The sequence below is a fragment of the Bradyrhizobium sp. WSM4873 genome, from assembly GCF_055811355.1.
This window is the reverse complement of the sequence record NZ_JBVVPS010000011.1, coordinates 140,744-156,025: the sequence shown is the minus strand read 5'-3', so window position 1 is coordinate 156,025 and position 15,282 is coordinate 140,744. Positions and strand designations below refer to the sequence as shown.

The following is a 15,282-nucleotide window of genomic DNA, read 5'->3' as shown; positions in this document are numbered from 1 at the left end:
CACAGGCGTGAGGGAAGGCCACATGGCGAAGGCGACACTGACCATCAGCAGCAAGAACTATTCGTCCTGGTCGCTGCGTGGCTGGCTGCTGACGAAGTTTTCCGGGCTCGATTTCGAGGAGATCGTCACCGCGCCGGACGACGCGTCGGCGCGCGCCGAAATCCTGCTGTTGTCATCGTCGATCCTGGTGCCGTGCCTGCGGCACGACGGCGCGATCGTCTGGGATACGCTGGCAATCGCCGAATATCTCAACGAGGCGATGCCGGATGCAGGGCTGTTGCCCGCGGATCGCGTCCAGCGCGCGCATTGCCGCTCGATCTGCGGCGAAATCCATTCCGGCTTCACCACCTTGCGCGCCTCGCTGCCGGTCAATCTGAAGGGGCACTTCCCCGGCTTCAAGATCTGGTCGCGCGCGCAGGCCGACATCGATCGCGTCTGGGCGATCTGGCGCGACTGCCTGGACAAATCGGGCGGGCCCTTCCTGTTCGGCGAGACCCGCACCATGGCTGATGCGATGTACGCCCCGGTGGTGACGCGCTTCGTGACCTATAACGTCAAGCTCGAGCCGCAGCTGCAGGCCTATGCCGATACCATCATGGCCATGCCGGAGATGAAGGAATGGATCGCGGCGGCAAAGGATGAGCCGGCCGAGATCGAGGAGCTCGAGGTCGAATATTAGGCAGGCCAGGTGTCATCTGCCTGTTTTGGAAGCGAGCATCCAATCGCCGCACCCGCGGTCATGTCATTGAAGCCGTTAACTTTTGACGCCCATGGCTGGCTGGCCCTGCTCAAGCGGTGCGCAGATATTGTATGCGCCTGGTGGCCAGTTGCGACATCTAGCCGTGAACAGGCGCGTACGGGGCCCTACGGCTGATTCGGACGCGATTCGTTCGGGCCGCGTTCCGAAGGTTAAGCCGGGACGCGACCCCGTTGCATTTTGAGACAGACATCGGTGCTCAGGCCACGCCCGAATGCTTCATGCGCGGGACGCGCCAGCCGATGACGGTAGCTTCGACCGCGACACCGGCCGTGTGGTTCTGCCAGCGTCCCTCGACATAGCGGCAGGCGAACGGCAGCTGATAAGTCCCGCTGTGGTCCTCGCACAGCACTTCGACTGCAAGGCCAGGCGGCGGTTCTCCGGCGCCGTCGAATTCCGCCAGTCGTCTGTCGCGCGTTGCCATCAAAAACTCCCCTAAACAAAGCCGCGGAAGGAGCGCCCATTTCCTCCGCGTGCAGATCATCGCTCCCCGTCCGAGGGAACAGCTGCAAGCTCAACGCGAGAATGCGGTGCGAGTGTGGTAGCCTCGACAGGCCGCGTGCAAAAAGCGCACATTGCCGTGATTGATTTGACGAGGAACCTGCATGCTGCTTCGAGGCACCGGCGTCTGCTTCGCGATGTTGCTGCTCGCCACGCTGGCGATTGCGCCGGTCCGCGCGCAGGACGTGCCCGGCATCGAGATCTGCACCGTCGAGAAGACCATGGAGCGCCGCACCAGCTGCCTCCAGAGCAACGTCGACTTCCTCCAGAAGACGATCACCAGGCTGAATCTCGATCACCAGCAGAAGCTGGATGCCGCGGGCCGCCAGATCGACGCGTTGAAGACGACGGTGGCCGGCTTGCAGAAGATGCTCGGCGATCTCCAGAGCGCGCAGGCGAAGACCGCGGAGGATGTAAAGAAGAAACAGGATGCGCCGCCGCCGAAAGATGCGGCGAAATAGGCGCCGCGCTCAGGCGACGCGATATCGCTCCATCACGCTGCGGTCGGGCTCATAGCCGAGTCCAGGTCCGGTCGGCACCGCGACATGGCCGGTGGCATCGACATCGGCGCGGCCTCCCCAGAGGCAGGCCTCGCGCTTCAGGTAAAACATCTCGACCAACCCGTCGTCGCGCCCTGCCAGGAGATGCAAGGTCGCCAGCAGGCCGGGGCCGAAATACGGGGAGTGCGGAACGATCTTGACGCCTTGCCGATCCGCGAGCGCCGCAACCTTCAGAAATTCCGTGATGCCGCCGACCTTGATCACCGACGGCTGGGCGTGGCTGACCGCGCCCGCATCCATCATCTGGCGGAATTGATATTCCGTGCAGGCGTTCTCGCCGGCCGCGACGCCGAGTCCGCCCTTGCTGCGGACCTCGGCGAGCGCCGTAAAATCCTCCGGCGGCCAAATCGGCTCCTCGAGGAACATCGGCTGCGCGTCCCGGCATGTCCTGGCGAACGCGATCGCCTCTTCGCCGGACAGCGGGCAGTTCATGTCCACCATCAGCGGAATGCCGGGCCCGATCGCCGCGCGCGCGGCAAACACCGCCGGCGCCGTGGTCTCGTGCAGCTTGATGGCGCCGTAGCCGAGCGCGAGCGCCTTCTTGCATTCGGCGGCGATGTTGTCGGGCGAGCCGATCCGCAACAGGCTCGCATAAGCCGGAATGGCTGGGCGCCGGGTGCCGCCGAGCAGGCGGTGCAGCGGCACGCCCTTGATCTTGGCGGCGAGGTCCCACAGCGCGATGTCGAGCCCGGAAATCGCGAACATGGTGATGCCGTAACGCCCGAACAGATGCAGATTACGCTGGATCTGCTCCATCACCGCGGGAATGCCGGCGGCATCGGGAACCTCCAGCCCACGGGCCTGCGGTGCGATCATTTCCTCGACGGCACTGCGCGTGGTGCGCGGGCAGACATAGGCGAAGGCATCGCCCCAGCCGGTCAAGCCGGCGTCGGTGGTGACCTCGACCATCACCATGTCGAGGGCGGTGATGGCGGAGGCGCCCTGACGGAAGCTCGCGACACCGGCGTCATAGGGGATGCGGATATGATGCGCCCGCACATCGGTGATCTTCATGATGGGGTTCCTCCTGCTTTCTCGTGAGCGGTTTCAAGGACGTCCCGAGTGTAGCCATGAACGCCCGGATGTTGCCAGCGGCTGTTCCAGCGTTATCCTTTTGCGGGACCGCAACGCCGATCAAGCGAAGCCTGCGGACTTCCGTGCATCATGGTTGCGCTTCGAACGAGAGAGACGCCATGAACCCAGCCCAGCGCGCGCTCTGGTATGTCGAGAGCCATCTGGCCGAGCCTATGACGCTCGACGAGATTGCTGCGATATCAGGCGTGTCGCGGTTCCACATCGTGCGCGCGTTTGCCGCAGCCACCGGCCTGCCGGTGATGCGGTACGTGCGCGCGCGGCGGCTGAGCGAAGCGGCGCGCAGTCTTGCGAACGGCGCGCCGGACATCCTCTCGCTGGCGCTGGAGGCGGATTACGGCTCGCACGAAGCATTCACCCGCGCGTTCCGCGACCAATTCGGCACCACGCCCGAAGCGGTGCGCGCCGCGCAATGCACCGGCCATCTCAAGCTTCAGGAGCCGATCCTCATGGACTCGACCATCTCCGACAAACTCGCCGCCCCGCGCTTCGAAACCACAAAGGCCTTCCTCATCGCAGGCATCAACGAGCGCATCTCCTGCGACAACGGCGCGGTGATTCCCGGACTGTGGCAGCGCTTCCACCAGGATGTCGCCGACATTCCCGCGCGCGTTGGACCGGTCGCCTATGGCGTCTGCTGCAACGGCGACGATGCCGGCAATTTCGACTACATCGCCGGCGTCGAGGTCGCCGATTTCTCCGAGCTGCCCCGCCGCTTCGGCCGTATCCGTATCCCCGAGCAGCGCTATGCGGTGTTCACCCACGCCGACCACGTCGCCTCGATCAGGCGCACCGTCAACGCTATCTGGAATCAGTGGTTGCCGGCCTCCGGCCTGAAGGCTGCCGATGCGCCGAACTTCGAACGCTACGACGAGAAATTCGATCCCGCCACCGGCAATGGCGGCCTGGAGATTTGGATACCCGTGCGAGATTAGCGCGCAACGCTGGCATACCATCCCGCTTGCTTGGCAAGCCCCGGTGACTTTGCCATAACCGCAGGCAATCTTGCGTGTGGGGCCCGTGCCGGACATCCCGTGCAAGTCATAACAAGCAGCCGGGAGGGTCCCCACATGTCCAACGTCCGCGTTCTCGCCACCGACCTCGAATTTCCCGAAGGGCCGGTCGTGATGCCGGACGGCTCGGTCGTGCTGGTGGAAATCCGCGGCCAGCGCCTGACCCGAATCCATCCCGACGGGCGCAAGGAGATCGTCGCGAAGATTCCGGGCGGCCCGAACGGCGCAGCCCTCGGCCCCGACGGCAAGATCTACATCTGCAACAATGGCGGATTCTCCTGGATCCCGACCCGCAACATGATCATGCCGGGTCCGCAGCCCGACGATTATCTCGGCGGCTCGATCCAGCGCGTCGATCTGCAATCCGGCCAGGTCGAAACCGTCGTCACCAGTTGCGGCGAGCACGATCTGCGCGGGCCGAACGATCTGGTGTTCGACAAGCAGGGCGGCCTCTGGTTCTCCGATCTCGGTAAGCGCCGCGCGCGCGAGATGGACGTCGGCGGCATGTACTATCTCAAGCCCGGCATGAAGGAGATCGTCGAAGTCGTGCACGGCATACTGCCGGCGAACGGCATCGGTCTGTCGCCCGACGAGACCACCGTCTACATCGCGGAGACGCCGACGGGCCGGCTCTGGGCCTACGAGCTCTCCGCGCCCGGCACGCTCAAGCCGCGCGACGTGATCTATCGCGGCGAGCGGGGCAAACCGATCTGCGGCCTCGGCGGCTACCAGATGTTCGACTCGCTGGCGGTCGAAGCGAACGGCAATGTCTGCGTCGCCACCCTCGTCTCCGGCTGCATCTCGGTGATCGCACCCGATGGCACCCTGGTCGAGCAGGTCCCGACCGGCGACCGCGTCACCACCAACATTGCCTTCGGCGGCCCCGAGCTGAAGACCGCCTACATCACGCTCTCAGGCAGGGGCGAGCTGATCGCCATGGACTGGCCGCGCGGCGGTTTGCCTCTCAATTTCCTAAACCAATAAACGGTGCTAGTGACCGTCATTGCGAGCGAAGCGAAGCAATCCAGGAATGCGTCCGCGGTGACAGTCTGGATTGCTTCGTCGCTTCGCTCCTCGCAATGACGCGACCTAAGGAGACTTCAATATGCCCTGGCCCGATCCCATCACCCTGCGCGGACAGCATGCCGGTCTCGAGCCGCTGTCGCATCAGCACCGCGAGGGGCTGATCGAGGCCGTGAAGGATGGCGAGCTCTCCACCATCTGGTACACCGCGATTCCGACGCCGGACAACATGGGCAAGGAAATCGACCGCCGGCTCGGACTTCAGGCTGCAGGCTCGATGCTCCCTTTCACCGTATTCGATGGCAGCGGCACGATCGTGGGCATGACGACCTATATGAACATCGATGCCGCCAACCGCCGCGTCGAGATCGGCTCGACCTGGTACGGCAAGAGCGCGCAGCGCGGCCCGCTCAACACGCAGTGCAAGCTGCTGCTGCTCACCCATGCCTTCGAGACCCTGGACTGCATCGCGGTGGAATTCCGCACGCATTTCTTCAATCACCAGAGCCGCCGCGCCATCGAGCGCCTGGGCGCCAAGCAGGACGGCATCCTGCGCAGCCACCAGGTCGCGCCCAACGGCACGCTCCGCGACACCGTGGTCTACAGCATCACCGCGGCCGAATGGCCGACCGTGCGAACGCATTTGAATTATCAACTCAACGACAAGCCGCGCTAGAGGCGGCCGAGGCACCATGGACAGATTTGATTATGTGATCGTCGGCGCGGGCTCCGCCGGTTGCGTGCTCACCAGCCGGCTGAGCGAAGACCCTGCGACCAGCGTCTGCGTACTCGAGGCGGGCCCGAGCGACTGGCATCCCTACATCCATCTGCCGGCCGGCTTCATCAAGACCTTCCACATGAAGAGCATCAACTGGGCCTACCAACAGGAGGTCGGGCCCTGGACCGGCGGGCGCAGCATCTACGCGCCGCGCGGCAAGACGCTCGGCGGCTCGTCCTCGATCAACGGCCATATCTACAATCGCGGCCAGCGCATGGATTTCGACACCTGGGCGCAGATGGGCAATCGCGGCTGGGGCTACGCCGACGTGCTGCCCTACTTCCGGCGCCTGGAGAAACGCGTGGGCGAGGGCGAGGACATTTATCGCGGCCGCGACGGCAATCTCACCGTCACCACCATGAACTGGCGCGATCCTCTCTGCGAAGCCTTCATGGAAGGCGCGGTCTCGCTCGGCATTCCGCGCAACCCCGACTACAACGGCAAGACGCAGGAGGGCGTCTCCTACTGCCAGCGCACCATCGACAAGGGCTTGCGCGTCTCCGGCGCGACCGCCTTCCTCAAGCCCGCGATGAAGCGACCGAACGTCCATGTCCACACCCACGCGCACGCGACCGAGATCATCTTCGAGGGCAAGCGCGCCGTCGGCGTGCGCTACATGAAGGGCGGTAGTGGCGGCACGCCGGTCGAAGTCCGCGCCAACAAGGAAGTGATCCTCTCCGGCGGCACCTATAATTCGCCGCAGCTCTTGCAGCTCTCCGGCATCGGCTCGCCGGATTTGTTGGGCGCCCACGGCATCGCCGTGCGTCACGCGCTTCCGGTCGGCGAAGGCCTGCAGGATCACTACGCCCCGCGCACGGTGGCGCGCGTCAAGGACATCAGGACCATCAACGAGCTCCGCCGTGGTTGGCGTCTCTGGGTCGAGGCGATGAAATGGGCGACTGCGCGCAAAGGCCTGCTGTCGCTGTCGCCGACCATGGTCTACTGTTTCTGGCATTCCGGCGAGAGCGCGGAAAGCTCCGATTTGCAGCTCACCTTCACGCCGGCGAGCTACAAGGAAGGCGTGCAGGGCCAGCTCGAGGACGAGCCCGGCATGACGGTGGCCTCCTGGCAGCAGCGCCCCGAGAGTCGCGGCTATGTCCGCATCCGCTCGTCTGATCCGTTCGCGCCGCCGATCATCCAGACCAACTATCTCGACGCCGAGCTCGACCGCCGCGTCATCGTCGGCGGCATGAAGCTCGCGCGCAAGCTTTTGAAGAGCGCGCCGCTGTCGCCCTATTACGCCTACGAGGATTTCCCCGGCCCCAACATCAACACCGACGACGAGTTCTTGGCCGCCGCCACCGAGCGCGGCACCACCACTTTCCACCCCGGCTGCACCTGCCGCATGGGCCCGGCGGATTCCACCTGGGCCGTGGTCGACGACCAGCTCCGCGTCCACGGGTTGCAAGGCCTGCGCGTCATCGATGCGTCCGTCATGCCGCGCATGATCTCGGCGAACCTCAATGCCTCCACCATGATGATCGCCGACCGCGCCTCGGACCTGATACGCGGCAAGCAGCCGATGGAAGCCGCACGCGTGCCCGATGCGGCTGTGGCGTGACCTTGTAGGGTGGGTTAGCCCCGCGATTGCGCGAAGCGCAATTCGCGCGGCGTAACCCACCACGTCCCTCGACGCGGAGACAAAAGAGGTGGGTTACGCTGACGCTAACCCACCCTACAAGCTGATCATCCAACGGACAGAAATCCGATGCAAGACGCAGGCGAAGTGCTTGAACGACTGGAGCGCTGGTACGCGGCCCAATGCAATGGAGACTGGGAGCACACCTACGGGATAACGATCGAGACGCTCGACAATCCCGGTTGGAACTTCAGGGTGGAGCTTAGAGATACATATTTGTCCGGTCGGGCTTTCGAAGAAATTGCCGAGCTTCAATCAAGCGATCACCGGCAGTTTTTCCATTGTCGCGTGAAGGACGATGTATTCACCGGGGCGTGTCCTCCGGATAGGCTCGGCGAAGTCATTTCGATCTTCTTGCGCTGGGCTGAAACGCGCTCGGCGGAGCAGATCGAAAGGCCCGCAAGATAGACCGGATCGTCCGTAGCCCGGATGGAGCGTAGCGCAATCCGGGATGACTGCATCGGTTTGCACGATTTTCCCGGATTGCGCTGCGCTCCATCCGGGCTACTTGGCCCGTCGGGCAAAACACCTCGACACCCGTCAATCCCTTTCCACAAAAATATTCCGCTTTACCGAAATTCGGAATTGCGGCATACATCGAAACAGCCCGGCCTCCGAAGAGGGGCGGTTCGCGAGTCGTTCGAAACGCGGGCCGGGTTGCGGTGGACGCAGCAGCGTCGTGCGCGAGAGGCGCGGGCAGGGCGGGTAGTCCCTGTGAGCCCGAGGCTTCGTGCGGACGAGCGGCGCCGAAGTCCGGCGAAGCCTCTTGGCGGAGCCGGATGAGCTGCGTACGGCAAAACCGTGTGGTCCTGGCCGTCGTTGCTACGGTCAAGCCTTTGCGGAGATGTGCGCGAGCCCAACCGGGCGGACGGCATCGTCAATTCGCGGGGCGAGGGAGGCCAGAAGGAAAGTTCGGCTCCCGGGAGAGCACGGCATAAGCCGTCCGACCATTGCGCAGGGAAGGCCGTGTGTTGGGCTTCGCCTGTATGCCGCTGTGCAGTCCTTTTGCGCTACATGCGCACAGCGGACCGTGGGTGCCAGCCGGCACCCGGCCTTCCCTGCACCCTCTTTGTCAAAGGGGTGACGGAGAGAGCATAGCTCGGGCGAATGCGCCGCGAGGATGCGAAGGCGTGTCTGCGATTTAGGATGCGGGTGTGTTGAAGCGTGATGCTTCACCACCGTCGTCCTGGCGAAAGCCAGGACCCATTACCCCAGGGAGGGGTTTGGTGGGCGGTACTGGCGCCGGAGTTTTATCGATAGATCACGCGGTATGGGTCCTGGCCTTCGCCAGGACGACACCGGTTGATTTGGCCGATTGCCTCGCCCGCAACGCGGAGTGCGCTCGAACCTACACTTCCCTCCGGCTCAAGAACGCCAGCCGCTCGAACAGATGCACATCTTGCTCGTTCTTGAGCAGCGCACCGTGCAGCGGCGGGATCAGCTTGCGCGGATCGCGTTCGCGCAACTGCTCGACGCTCATGTCTTCGTTGAGCAACAGCTTGAGCCAGTCGAGCAGTTCGGAGGTGGACGGCTTCTTCTTCAGGCCGGGCACCTCGCGGACCTCGAAGAAGATGCGCAGGGCTTCCTCGACCAGCCGCTTCTTGATGCCGGGAAAATGGACGTCGACGATCCGGGTCATGGTGTCGGCGTCGGGGAACTTGATGTAGTGGAAGAAGCAGCGGCGCAGGAACGCGTCCGGCAGCTCCTTCTCGTTGTTGGAGGTGATCATCATGATCGGGCGCTGCTTCGCCTTGATCGTCTCGCCGGTCTCGTAGACATGGAATTCCATGCGGTCGAGCTCGAGCAAAAGATCGTTCGGGAATTCGATGTCGGCCTTGTCGATCTCGTCGATCAGCAGCACCGGGCGCTGCTCGGCGGTGAAGGCATCCCACAGCTTGCCGCGCTTGATGTAGTTCTTGATGTCGGACACGCGGGCATCACCGAGCTGGCTGTCGCGCAGGCGCGACACCGCGTCGTATTCGTAGAGTCCCTGCTGCGCCTTGGTGGTGGACTTGATGTGCCAGGTCAGGAGCGGGGCGTTCAGCGCCTTCGCCACTTCCTCCGCCAGCACTGTCTTGCCGGTGCCGGGCTCGCCCTTGATGAGCAGCGGGCGCTCCAGCACGATCGAGGCGTTGACCGCGACCTTGAGATCGTCGGTCGCAACATAGTCCTTGGTGCCGGTAAATTTCATCGCGCGTCCTTGTTGGTCGTCGTCCCAGGCATTGCCAGTTTGAATTGCCAGTTTCATGGCCCTGGTCCAACAAACGGAACGGCCGCCCGTGGCGGCCGTTCCTGGTTCGGTCAGGCTTTCAGACCCGTTTTATCAGCGAAAGGATGACGAGCACAATCACCGCGCCGATCGTGGCATCCACGATGGCCCCGACCGTGCCCGTTGCGAGCTGGATATGCAGCTGAGGCAGAATCCAGCTGGCCACGAGCGCACCGATGATGCCGACGACGATGTTGCCGATCAGCCCAAATCCCGCCCCGTGGACAATCTTGCCGGCAAGCCAGCCTGCGATCGCGCCAATGATGAGCGCTGCGAGAATTCCCATTGCAAACGTCCCCAAAACAACCCCGTGAGACTGCCAATTCTAGAGCAAAAAGCCTCCCGGTCCAGCGCAGAGCGATGGCCTCCGCCCCTTGACGTTCGCCCCCCGACGGGCAATCTGTCACCCATGTTCCTGCAATTCTTCACTTCTCTGCGCGATGCGCAGGTCCCCGTGACGCTGCGCGAATACCTCACGCTGATGGAGGCGCTCGACGCTGATCTCGCGGACTATTCGGTCGAGAATTTCTACTATCTCTCGCGCACCTCGCTGGTGAAGGACGAGCGCAACCTCGACAAGTTCGACCGCGTCTTCGGCACCGTCTTCAAGGGGCTGGAGAGCCTGCTAGACGCCATGGAGGGGGCCGAGATCCCCGAGGAGTGGCTGAAGAAGCTCGCCGAGAAATACCTGACCGACGATGAGAAGAAGCAGATCGAGGCCATGGGCTGGGACAAGCTTATGGAGACCCTGAAGAAGCGCCTCGAGGAGCAAAAGGGCCGCCATCAGGGCGGCTCGAAGTGGATCGGCACCGCCGGCACCTCGCCGTTCGGCGCCCATGGCTACAATCCCGAAGGCGTTCGCATCGGCCAGGAGAAGAACCGCAACAACCGCGCCGTGAAGGTGTGGGACAAGCGTGAGTTCAAGGATCTCGACGGCAATGTCGAGCTCGGCATCCGCAACATCAAGGTGGCGCTGCGGCGCCTGCGCAAGTTCGCGCGCACCGGCGCGCCGGACGAGCTCGATCTCGACACCACCATCCGCGAGACCGCCAATCACGGCTATCTCGACGTGCACATGCGGCCCGAGCGGCGCAACGCGGTGAAGCTGCTGGTGTTCTTCGATATCGGCGGCTCGATGGACGCGCATATCGAGCAGGTCGAGGAGCTGTTCTCGGCGGCGAAGAGCGAGTTCAAGCACATGGAGTATTTCTACTTCCACAACTGCCTCTATGAAGGCGTGTGGAAGCAGAACAAGCGCCGCTTCACCGACCGCACGCCGACCTGGGACGTGCTGCACAAATACCCGCACGACTACAAGATCGTGTTCGTCGGCGACGCCTCGATGTCGCCTTACGAGATCATGGTGCCCGGCGGCTCGGTCGAGCACGTCAACGAAGAGCCCGGCTCGGTCTGGCTCGACCGCATCATCCGCACCTATCCGCATTCGGTGTGGCTCAACCCCGTGCAGCAGAAGCACTGGGACTATTCGGAATCCACCACGATCATCAAGCGCATCTTCGCCAACCGCATGTATCCAATCACGATCGAGGGGCTGGAAGGTGCGATGAAGGAGTTGACGCACTGACTCTCGCCGTCGTCATTCCGGGGCGATGCGAAGCATCGAACCCGGAATCCATCGGGTGGCAGTACGTGTAGATGAATGGATTCCGGGTTCGCGCTACGCGCGCCCCGGAATGACGAGAAGAGGGAGATACGAACAATGCCCCAGACCATCACCCGCGGCATCAAGGCGCTGATCGACGAGGCCAATGCCGAGATCGAGACGCTCACCGCCAAGGACGCCATCGAAATCTCCAAGAACGGCGACGTCGTCATCGTCGATATCCGCGATCCCCGCGAGATCGAGCGCGACGGTCGCATTCCCGGCGCGTTCGCCTGCACCCGCGGCATGCTCGAATTCTGGATCGATCCGCAGAGCCCTTATGCGAAGCCGGTGTTCCAGGAGGATAAGAAATTCGTGTTCCATTGCGCCGGCGGCTTGCGCTCCGCGCTCGCCGCCAAGACCGCGCAGGACATGGGCCTCAAGCCCGTCGCCCACATCGCCGGCGGCTACGCCGCCTGGCGCGACGCCGGCGGGCCGACCCAACAGTGGGAGCCGAAGAAGAAGGGGTGAGATGAATACCTCTCTCACCACACACTCCGTCATGCTCGGGCAAAAGCGCGAAGCGCGTCTTCGCGCTAGATGACCCGGGCATCCACGTCTTTCTCGCGAAGAAGAACGTGGATGGCCGGGACAAGCCCGGCCATGACGACTGAGACAACTGCCGGAGCATGCAATGACCGCCACCGATCCCCTCGTCTCCACCGAATGGCTCGCCGCCCACATCGACGATGCCAACGTCAAGGTGCTCGATGCCAGCTTCAAGCTGCCGGGCGTGCTGCCGCTGCCAAAGGATGACTATCTCGCCGCGCATCTGCCTGGCGCGGTGTTCTTCGACGTCGACGCGGTGTCCGACCATTCCAACCCGCTGCCGCACATGTATCCGAGCGCCGAGCAGTTCGGTCGCGACGTGGGTCATCTCGGCATCTCCAATGCCGACACCGTCGTGATCTACGATGCCGGCGGCTGGGTCGCTGCTCCCCGCGCGTGGTGGATGTTCCTGGCTTTCGGCCACGGCAATGTGCGCATCCTCAATGGCGGCCTGAAGAAGTGGCGCGCCGAGGGGCGTCCGGTCGAGAGCGGCGAGACAAAGCCGAAGCCGGCGACATTCAAGGCGAGCTACGATTCCAAACGCGTGCGCAGCATGCAGCAATTGATCGCGAACGTCGAAAGCCGTGCCGAGCAGGTGATCGATGCGCGCGCCGCCGACCGGTTCGAGGGCCGGGCGCCGGAGCCACGCGCAGGCATCCGCTCCGGCCATATCCCGGGCGCGCGCAACGTGCCCTACAATCTCCTGTTCGACGCCGCGACCGGCACGATGAAGCCGCTCGATGATCTCCGCGCTGCCTTCACCAACGCCGGCGTCAAGCTCGATGCGCCGATCGTGACGAGCTGCGGCTCCGGGGTCTCTGCCGGCGTGCTGACGCTGGCGCTTTATCGCCTCGGCATCACCGACACCGCGCTCTACGACGGCTCATGGTCGGAATGGGGGCAGGAAAAGGGACCGCCGATCGCAACGGGGCCGGCGTAACCCTACTGATGTGCGCGCGCGGTCGTCGTTGCGGCGAGCGTGGGTTGCGGTTGTCCGAACGCATCGAGTTGCTGAACCGGCGGCGGCGGACGCCTGACAATGCGGCGGCGCTTCTTCACCCGATGCGCCCGTGGCTTGGTCGCCTTGCTCTCCGGCGAACTGCTGTCGGCCTTAGAGTCGGCCTTGACCTTCGCCGGCGGACCCTTCCAGGCCGTGGTCGCCGGGTCGTTCAATGCGGCGAACTTCGCGCTCGCCATGTCGAACCTGGACGAAGCCGAGGCTGCGCTGGGGACGGCAGGTGTTGGTTTGCTCGTGAGAGCGATCGAAACGGGCTTGGCCTCGGCGATGGATGCGCTGGCGTCGGCCGGAGTAAGCGTGTTGCTTGAGGCTGGCGCCGCGGCGTCCGTCGTCGTCTCGGCCTTGGCCTCGACATTGGCCGGTTCGGCCGGGACGTCAGCCGGAGGTGCAACGACCTGCGGCTGACCGTCGGTCTCGGTTGTCACCATGACGACCGGCTCGGGCTCGCTCATCGGCAGCGCGATGGTCGGGACTTGATCGCGCAGCGACGGCGTCGGATCGGTGGCCGCCTCCGGCTCGGCGCGGAGGACCGCGAGCACCGGCTGGGCCGGCTCGGGAGCTTGTGCAAATACCTGCTCCTGCGGACCATTCCGCCAGGAGGGGTTGCTGACATACTGCTCGTGGCTCGCCCGCAGCAGCGCGGCGGCGCCCAGGCCGAATACCAGGATGGAGGCTGACAGCAGGATCGCGGCAAACAGGAAGCGAAAGCCGGGAAGCATCGAGGGATTGCGAATTTCCGCCCCGGCGGCGAAGTGGCCAGGGCCCATGAGCCATCTGAACGCGGTGACGGTACTGCTTGCCGCGTTCGCCACGCGGGGATCGAAGCTCAAAGCGGAGGCGAATCAGGCTGATTCGAACATACCGCAACGATTCCGCGCCGTTCCGTAAAAAACGGAGCCGGCGACTCCTGCGATCTCGGGCGTGGGCTGATTTTCGTCCCGTGATGCAAGGAGGCAACGGTAGTCTTGCGGATCACAAATCGGCAAATCAGGCACAAATCTGCCTGTAATGTCTTGAATGTGCCGCTATCTTCCGTCATCTGGCCGTTAACGGTCCGGACGGGGCCCGGGGACTATACAAGAGCGATGATGATCAAACATATTCTGACGATATGCGCTGCCGCAACAGTCGCTGCGGCGGGAACCTCGCTCGCGCAGGCCCAGAGCTATCCGGTCCAGCAGGCGCCGAGCTATGGCGCGCCGGCCGAATATCGGCCCGGCGACCGCGCGCCGAGTTTCGACGCGCTCGACGATGAAGACGATGCGATGCCGCAGGCAGCGCTGCCGCCGCCCGGTCCGGATCTGCGCTACGGCCGTCCGCCCGGCGCTCCGCCGGTGTATTCCGCCGCGCCGCCGCAGGGGCCGGTGATGTCGCCCGATGATCCCCGTTATGGCCGTCCCGCAGGTGCCCCCGTCGATTCGGCCGCCCCGCCGCAGGGTCCCGTGACGTCACCCGATGATCCGCGCTACGGCCGCCCCGCCGGCCCGCCCGCAGTGATCTACGCCGATCGTCCGGCTCAGGCGCCCGGCAGTGACGGCCTGCGTCCGCCCGAGGCAGTCGCTGGTCCCGGCGCGACCGGAACGGTCCAGGCCGGGCAGCCGCCCGTGGGTGCCGACGGCCGGCCGATGGCGATCGCTTCGCTCCCGCCCGAGGAGCAGCCTGACGCTGCTCCGGCGCAGCTGCCGCAAAACCTGCGCCGCCAGGAAGTCTCGCTGGCGACCAAGGAGCCGGCCGGAACGCTCATCGTCGATACCCCGAATACCTACCTTTATTACGTGCTCGGCAACGGCCGTGCGATCCGCTACGGCGTCCGCGTCGGCCGCGACGGCTTCACCTGGACCGGGGTGCAGAAGATCACCCGCAAGGCCGAGTGGCCGGATTGGCATCCGCCGACCGAGATGATCGAGCGCCAGCCCTATCTGCCGCGTTTCATGGCCGGCGGTCCCGGCAATCCGCTCGGCGCCCGCGCGATGTATCTCGGCTCGACCGTTTACCGCATCCACGGCACCAACCAGCCCTCGACGATCGGCAAGTTCGTGTCCTCCGGCTGCATCGGCATGCTGAACGAGGACGTCTCCGACCTGTTCGATCGCGTCAAGGTGGGCACCCGCGTGGTCGTGCTGCCGGGTGGTCCGCCGCCGGGAACCGCGACCGCATCCGCCGCGCCCGTGCCCGGCGCTGCCGGGCCCGCTCCGATGGCCGCGCAGGCCGGCCCGGTCGGAGGCACCCAGCCGACGGTGGTGCCGCCGCTGCCCGCGCCCGTCACCGTACGCTGAACCGGCCTCGCAAGAATTGATCTCGCAAGAATTGATCTGATGACGGGGGGGGGGGGGGGGGGGGGGGGGCGGCCGGGGGGAGTGTTGGGGGGGGGGGGGGGGGGGGGGTTTTTTTGGGGGAGGGGGGATGGAAAACGCCCCCCC

The 15,282-nt window shown here is 64.7% G+C and carries 16 protein-coding genes; 11 read left to right on the top strand and 5 right to left on the bottom strand.

The genetic code is table 11. From position 1 onward, the window contains the following. Window positions 1-22 precede the first annotated feature (22 nt). Window positions 23-679 carry a glutathione S-transferase family protein gene (locus tag AC0L21_RS17290; protein WP_473263018.1) on the top strand — a complete coding sequence of 219 codons (657 nt, stop codon included), beginning with the start codon at window positions 23-25 and terminating at the stop codon, window positions 677-679. Window positions 680-956: 277 nt separating this feature from the next. Here the strand turns inward: AC0L21_RS17290 and AC0L21_RS17285 are convergent, their stop codons facing one another. Next, entirely contained in the window at window positions 957-1,181 is a 225-nt protein-coding gene (locus AC0L21_RS17285) for a hypothetical protein (protein ID WP_007595594.1), read from the bottom strand. Window positions 1,182-1,362: 181 nt separating this feature from the next. Between AC0L21_RS17285 and AC0L21_RS17280 the strand changes: the two genes are divergently transcribed. Continuing rightward, entirely contained in the window at window positions 1,363-1,719 is a 357-nt protein-coding gene (locus AC0L21_RS17280; protein WP_473263017.1) for a hypothetical protein, read from the top strand. Window positions 1,720-1,728: 9 nt separating this feature from the next. Here the strand turns inward: AC0L21_RS17280 and AC0L21_RS17275 are convergent, their stop codons facing one another. Continuing rightward, window positions 1,729-2,832: a mandelate racemase/muconate lactonizing enzyme family protein gene (locus AC0L21_RS17275; protein ID WP_473263016.1), complete on the bottom strand. Its 1,104-nt coding sequence runs from the start codon at window positions 2,830-2,832 to the stop codon at window positions 1,729-1,731. A 179-nt stretch (window positions 2,833-3,011) separates the two neighbouring features. On the opposite strand from AC0L21_RS17275, the gene AC0L21_RS17270 reads away from it, so the two are divergent. The 5 genes from AC0L21_RS17270 to AC0L21_RS17250 all read left to right on the top strand — a co-directional run bounded on the left by AC0L21_RS17270 (window position 3,012) and on the right by AC0L21_RS17250 (window position 7,771). Continuing rightward, entirely contained in the window at window positions 3,012-3,845 is an 834-nt protein-coding gene (locus AC0L21_RS17270) for a GyrI-like domain-containing protein (protein ID WP_473263015.1), read from the top strand. A 135-nt stretch (window positions 3,846-3,980) separates the two neighbouring features. Continuing rightward, window positions 3,981-4,907 (top strand): SMP-30/gluconolactonase/LRE family protein, encoded by a 927-nt coding sequence (locus tag AC0L21_RS17265; RefSeq protein ID WP_473263014.1) that lies wholly within the window; start codon window positions 3,981-3,983, stop codon window positions 4,905-4,907. A 121-nt stretch (window positions 4,908-5,028) separates the two neighbouring features. Continuing rightward, complete coding sequence (locus AC0L21_RS17260; protein WP_473263013.1) at window positions 5,029-5,622, top strand: GNAT family N-acetyltransferase; 594 nt, start codon at window positions 5,029-5,031, stop codon at window positions 5,620-5,622. A 16-nt stretch (window positions 5,623-5,638) separates the two neighbouring features. After that, window positions 5,639-7,285: a GMC family oxidoreductase gene (locus tag AC0L21_RS17255; RefSeq protein ID WP_473263012.1), complete on the top strand. Its 1,647-nt coding sequence runs from the start codon at window positions 5,639-5,641 to the stop codon at window positions 7,283-7,285. 147 nt (window positions 7,286-7,432) lie between these two features. Next, window positions 7,433-7,771 carry an immunity 53 family protein gene (locus tag AC0L21_RS17250; protein WP_473263011.1) on the top strand — a complete coding sequence of 113 codons (339 nt, stop codon included), beginning with the start codon at window positions 7,433-7,435 and terminating at the stop codon, window positions 7,769-7,771. Between the two features lie 940 nt (window positions 7,772-8,711). Here the strand turns inward: AC0L21_RS17250 and AC0L21_RS17245 are convergent. Together AC0L21_RS17245 and AC0L21_RS17240 are read right to left on the bottom strand one after the other, a co-directional pair. After that, window positions 8,712-9,554 (bottom strand): AAA family ATPase, encoded by an 843-nt coding sequence (locus tag AC0L21_RS17245; protein ID WP_007600695.1) that lies wholly within the window; start codon window positions 9,552-9,554, stop codon window positions 8,712-8,714. 118 nt (window positions 9,555-9,672) lie between these two features. Beyond that, entirely contained in the window at window positions 9,673-9,918 is a 246-nt protein-coding gene (locus AC0L21_RS17240; RefSeq protein WP_007613712.1) for a GlsB/YeaQ/YmgE family stress response membrane protein, read from the bottom strand. Between the two features lie 123 nt (window positions 9,919-10,041). On the opposite strand from AC0L21_RS17240, the gene AC0L21_RS17235 reads away from it, so the two are divergent. The 3 genes from AC0L21_RS17235 to sseA all read left to right on the top strand — a co-directional run bounded on the left by AC0L21_RS17235 (window position 10,042) and on the right by sseA (window position 12,784). Further along, on the top strand, window positions 10,042-11,217 hold the full coding sequence (locus tag AC0L21_RS17235; RefSeq protein ID WP_063995163.1) for a vWA domain-containing protein: 1,176 nt from the start codon (window positions 10,042-10,044) through the stop codon (window positions 11,215-11,217). A gap of 135 nt (window positions 11,218-11,352) precedes the next feature. Continuing rightward, window positions 11,353-11,766: a rhodanese-like domain-containing protein gene (locus tag AC0L21_RS17230; protein WP_018454122.1), complete on the top strand. Its 414-nt coding sequence runs from the start codon at window positions 11,353-11,355 to the stop codon at window positions 11,764-11,766. 163 nt (window positions 11,767-11,929) lie between these two features. Further along, window positions 11,930-12,784, top strand: a complete 855-nt coding sequence (gene sseA, locus AC0L21_RS17225; RefSeq protein WP_473263010.1) for a 3-mercaptopyruvate sulfurtransferase — start codon at window positions 11,930-11,932, stop codon at window positions 12,782-12,784. A gap of 2 nt (window positions 12,785-12,786) precedes the next feature. Here sseA and AC0L21_RS17220 read toward each other — a convergent pair whose 3' ends face one another. After that, the gene (locus tag AC0L21_RS17220) at window positions 12,787-13,629 is read right to left on the bottom strand and encodes a hypothetical protein (protein ID WP_473263009.1); all 843 of its coding nucleotides are present in this window, start codon (window positions 13,627-13,629) and stop codon (window positions 12,787-12,789) included. A gap of 321 nt (window positions 13,630-13,950) precedes the next feature. On the opposite strand from AC0L21_RS17220, the gene AC0L21_RS17215 reads away from it, so the two are divergent. Then, window positions 13,951-15,138 carry a L,D-transpeptidase gene (locus AC0L21_RS17215; RefSeq protein ID WP_473263008.1) on the top strand — a complete coding sequence of 396 codons (1,188 nt, stop codon included), beginning with the start codon at window positions 13,951-13,953 and terminating at the stop codon, window positions 15,136-15,138. The last annotated feature ends 144 nt before the right edge of the window (window positions 15,139-15,282 follow it).

What these genes read in the sequence shown, in the direction of transcription:
- AC0L21_RS17280 (WP_473263017.1), top strand. Translation starts at nt 1,363, where the DNA reads ATGCTGCTTCGAGGCACCGGCGTCTGCTTCGCGATGTTGCTGCTCGCC.
- AC0L21_RS17250 (WP_473263011.1), top strand. Translation starts at nt 7,433, where the DNA reads ATGCAAGACGCAGGCGAAGTGCTTGAACGACTGGAGCGCTGGTACGCG.
- AC0L21_RS17235 (WP_063995163.1), top strand. Translation starts at nt 10,042, where the DNA reads ATGTTCCTGCAATTCTTCACTTCTCTGCGCGATGCGCAGGTCCCCGTG.
- AC0L21_RS17290 (WP_473263018.1), top strand. Translation starts at nt 23, where the DNA reads ATGGCGAAGGCGACACTGACCATCAGCAGCAAGAACTATTCGTCCTGG.
- AC0L21_RS17220 (WP_473263009.1), bottom strand. Translation starts at nt 13,629, where the DNA reads ATGGGCCCTGGCCACTTCGCCGCCGGGGCGGAAATTCGCAATCCCTCG.
- AC0L21_RS17275 (WP_473263016.1), bottom strand. Translation starts at nt 2,832, where the DNA reads ATGAAGATCACCGATGTGCGGGCGCATCATATCCGCATCCCCTATGAC.
- AC0L21_RS17245 (WP_007600695.1), bottom strand. Translation starts at nt 9,554, where the DNA reads ATGAAATTTACCGGCACCAAGGACTATGTTGCGACCGACGATCTCAAG.
- sseA (WP_473263010.1), top strand. Translation starts at nt 11,930, where the DNA reads ATGACCGCCACCGATCCCCTCGTCTCCACCGAATGGCTCGCCGCCCAC.
- AC0L21_RS17240 (WP_007613712.1), bottom strand. Translation starts at nt 9,918, where the DNA reads ATGGGAATTCTCGCAGCGCTCATCATTGGCGCGATCGCAGGCTGGCTT.
- AC0L21_RS17215 (WP_473263008.1), top strand. Translation starts at nt 13,951, where the DNA reads ATGATCAAACATATTCTGACGATATGCGCTGCCGCAACAGTCGCTGCG.
- AC0L21_RS17230 (WP_018454122.1), top strand. Translation starts at nt 11,353, where the DNA reads ATGCCCCAGACCATCACCCGCGGCATCAAGGCGCTGATCGACGAGGCC.
- AC0L21_RS17260 (WP_473263013.1), top strand. Translation starts at nt 5,029, where the DNA reads ATGCCCTGGCCCGATCCCATCACCCTGCGCGGACAGCATGCCGGTCTC.
- AC0L21_RS17265 (WP_473263014.1), top strand. Translation starts at nt 3,981, where the DNA reads ATGTCCAACGTCCGCGTTCTCGCCACCGACCTCGAATTTCCCGAAGGG.
- AC0L21_RS17285 (WP_007595594.1), bottom strand. Translation starts at nt 1,181, where the DNA reads ATGGCAACGCGCGACAGACGACTGGCGGAATTCGACGGCGCCGGAGAA.
- AC0L21_RS17270 (WP_473263015.1), top strand. Translation starts at nt 3,012, where the DNA reads ATGAACCCAGCCCAGCGCGCGCTCTGGTATGTCGAGAGCCATCTGGCC.
- AC0L21_RS17255 (WP_473263012.1), top strand. Translation starts at nt 5,639, where the DNA reads ATGGACAGATTTGATTATGTGATCGTCGGCGCGGGCTCCGCCGGTTGC.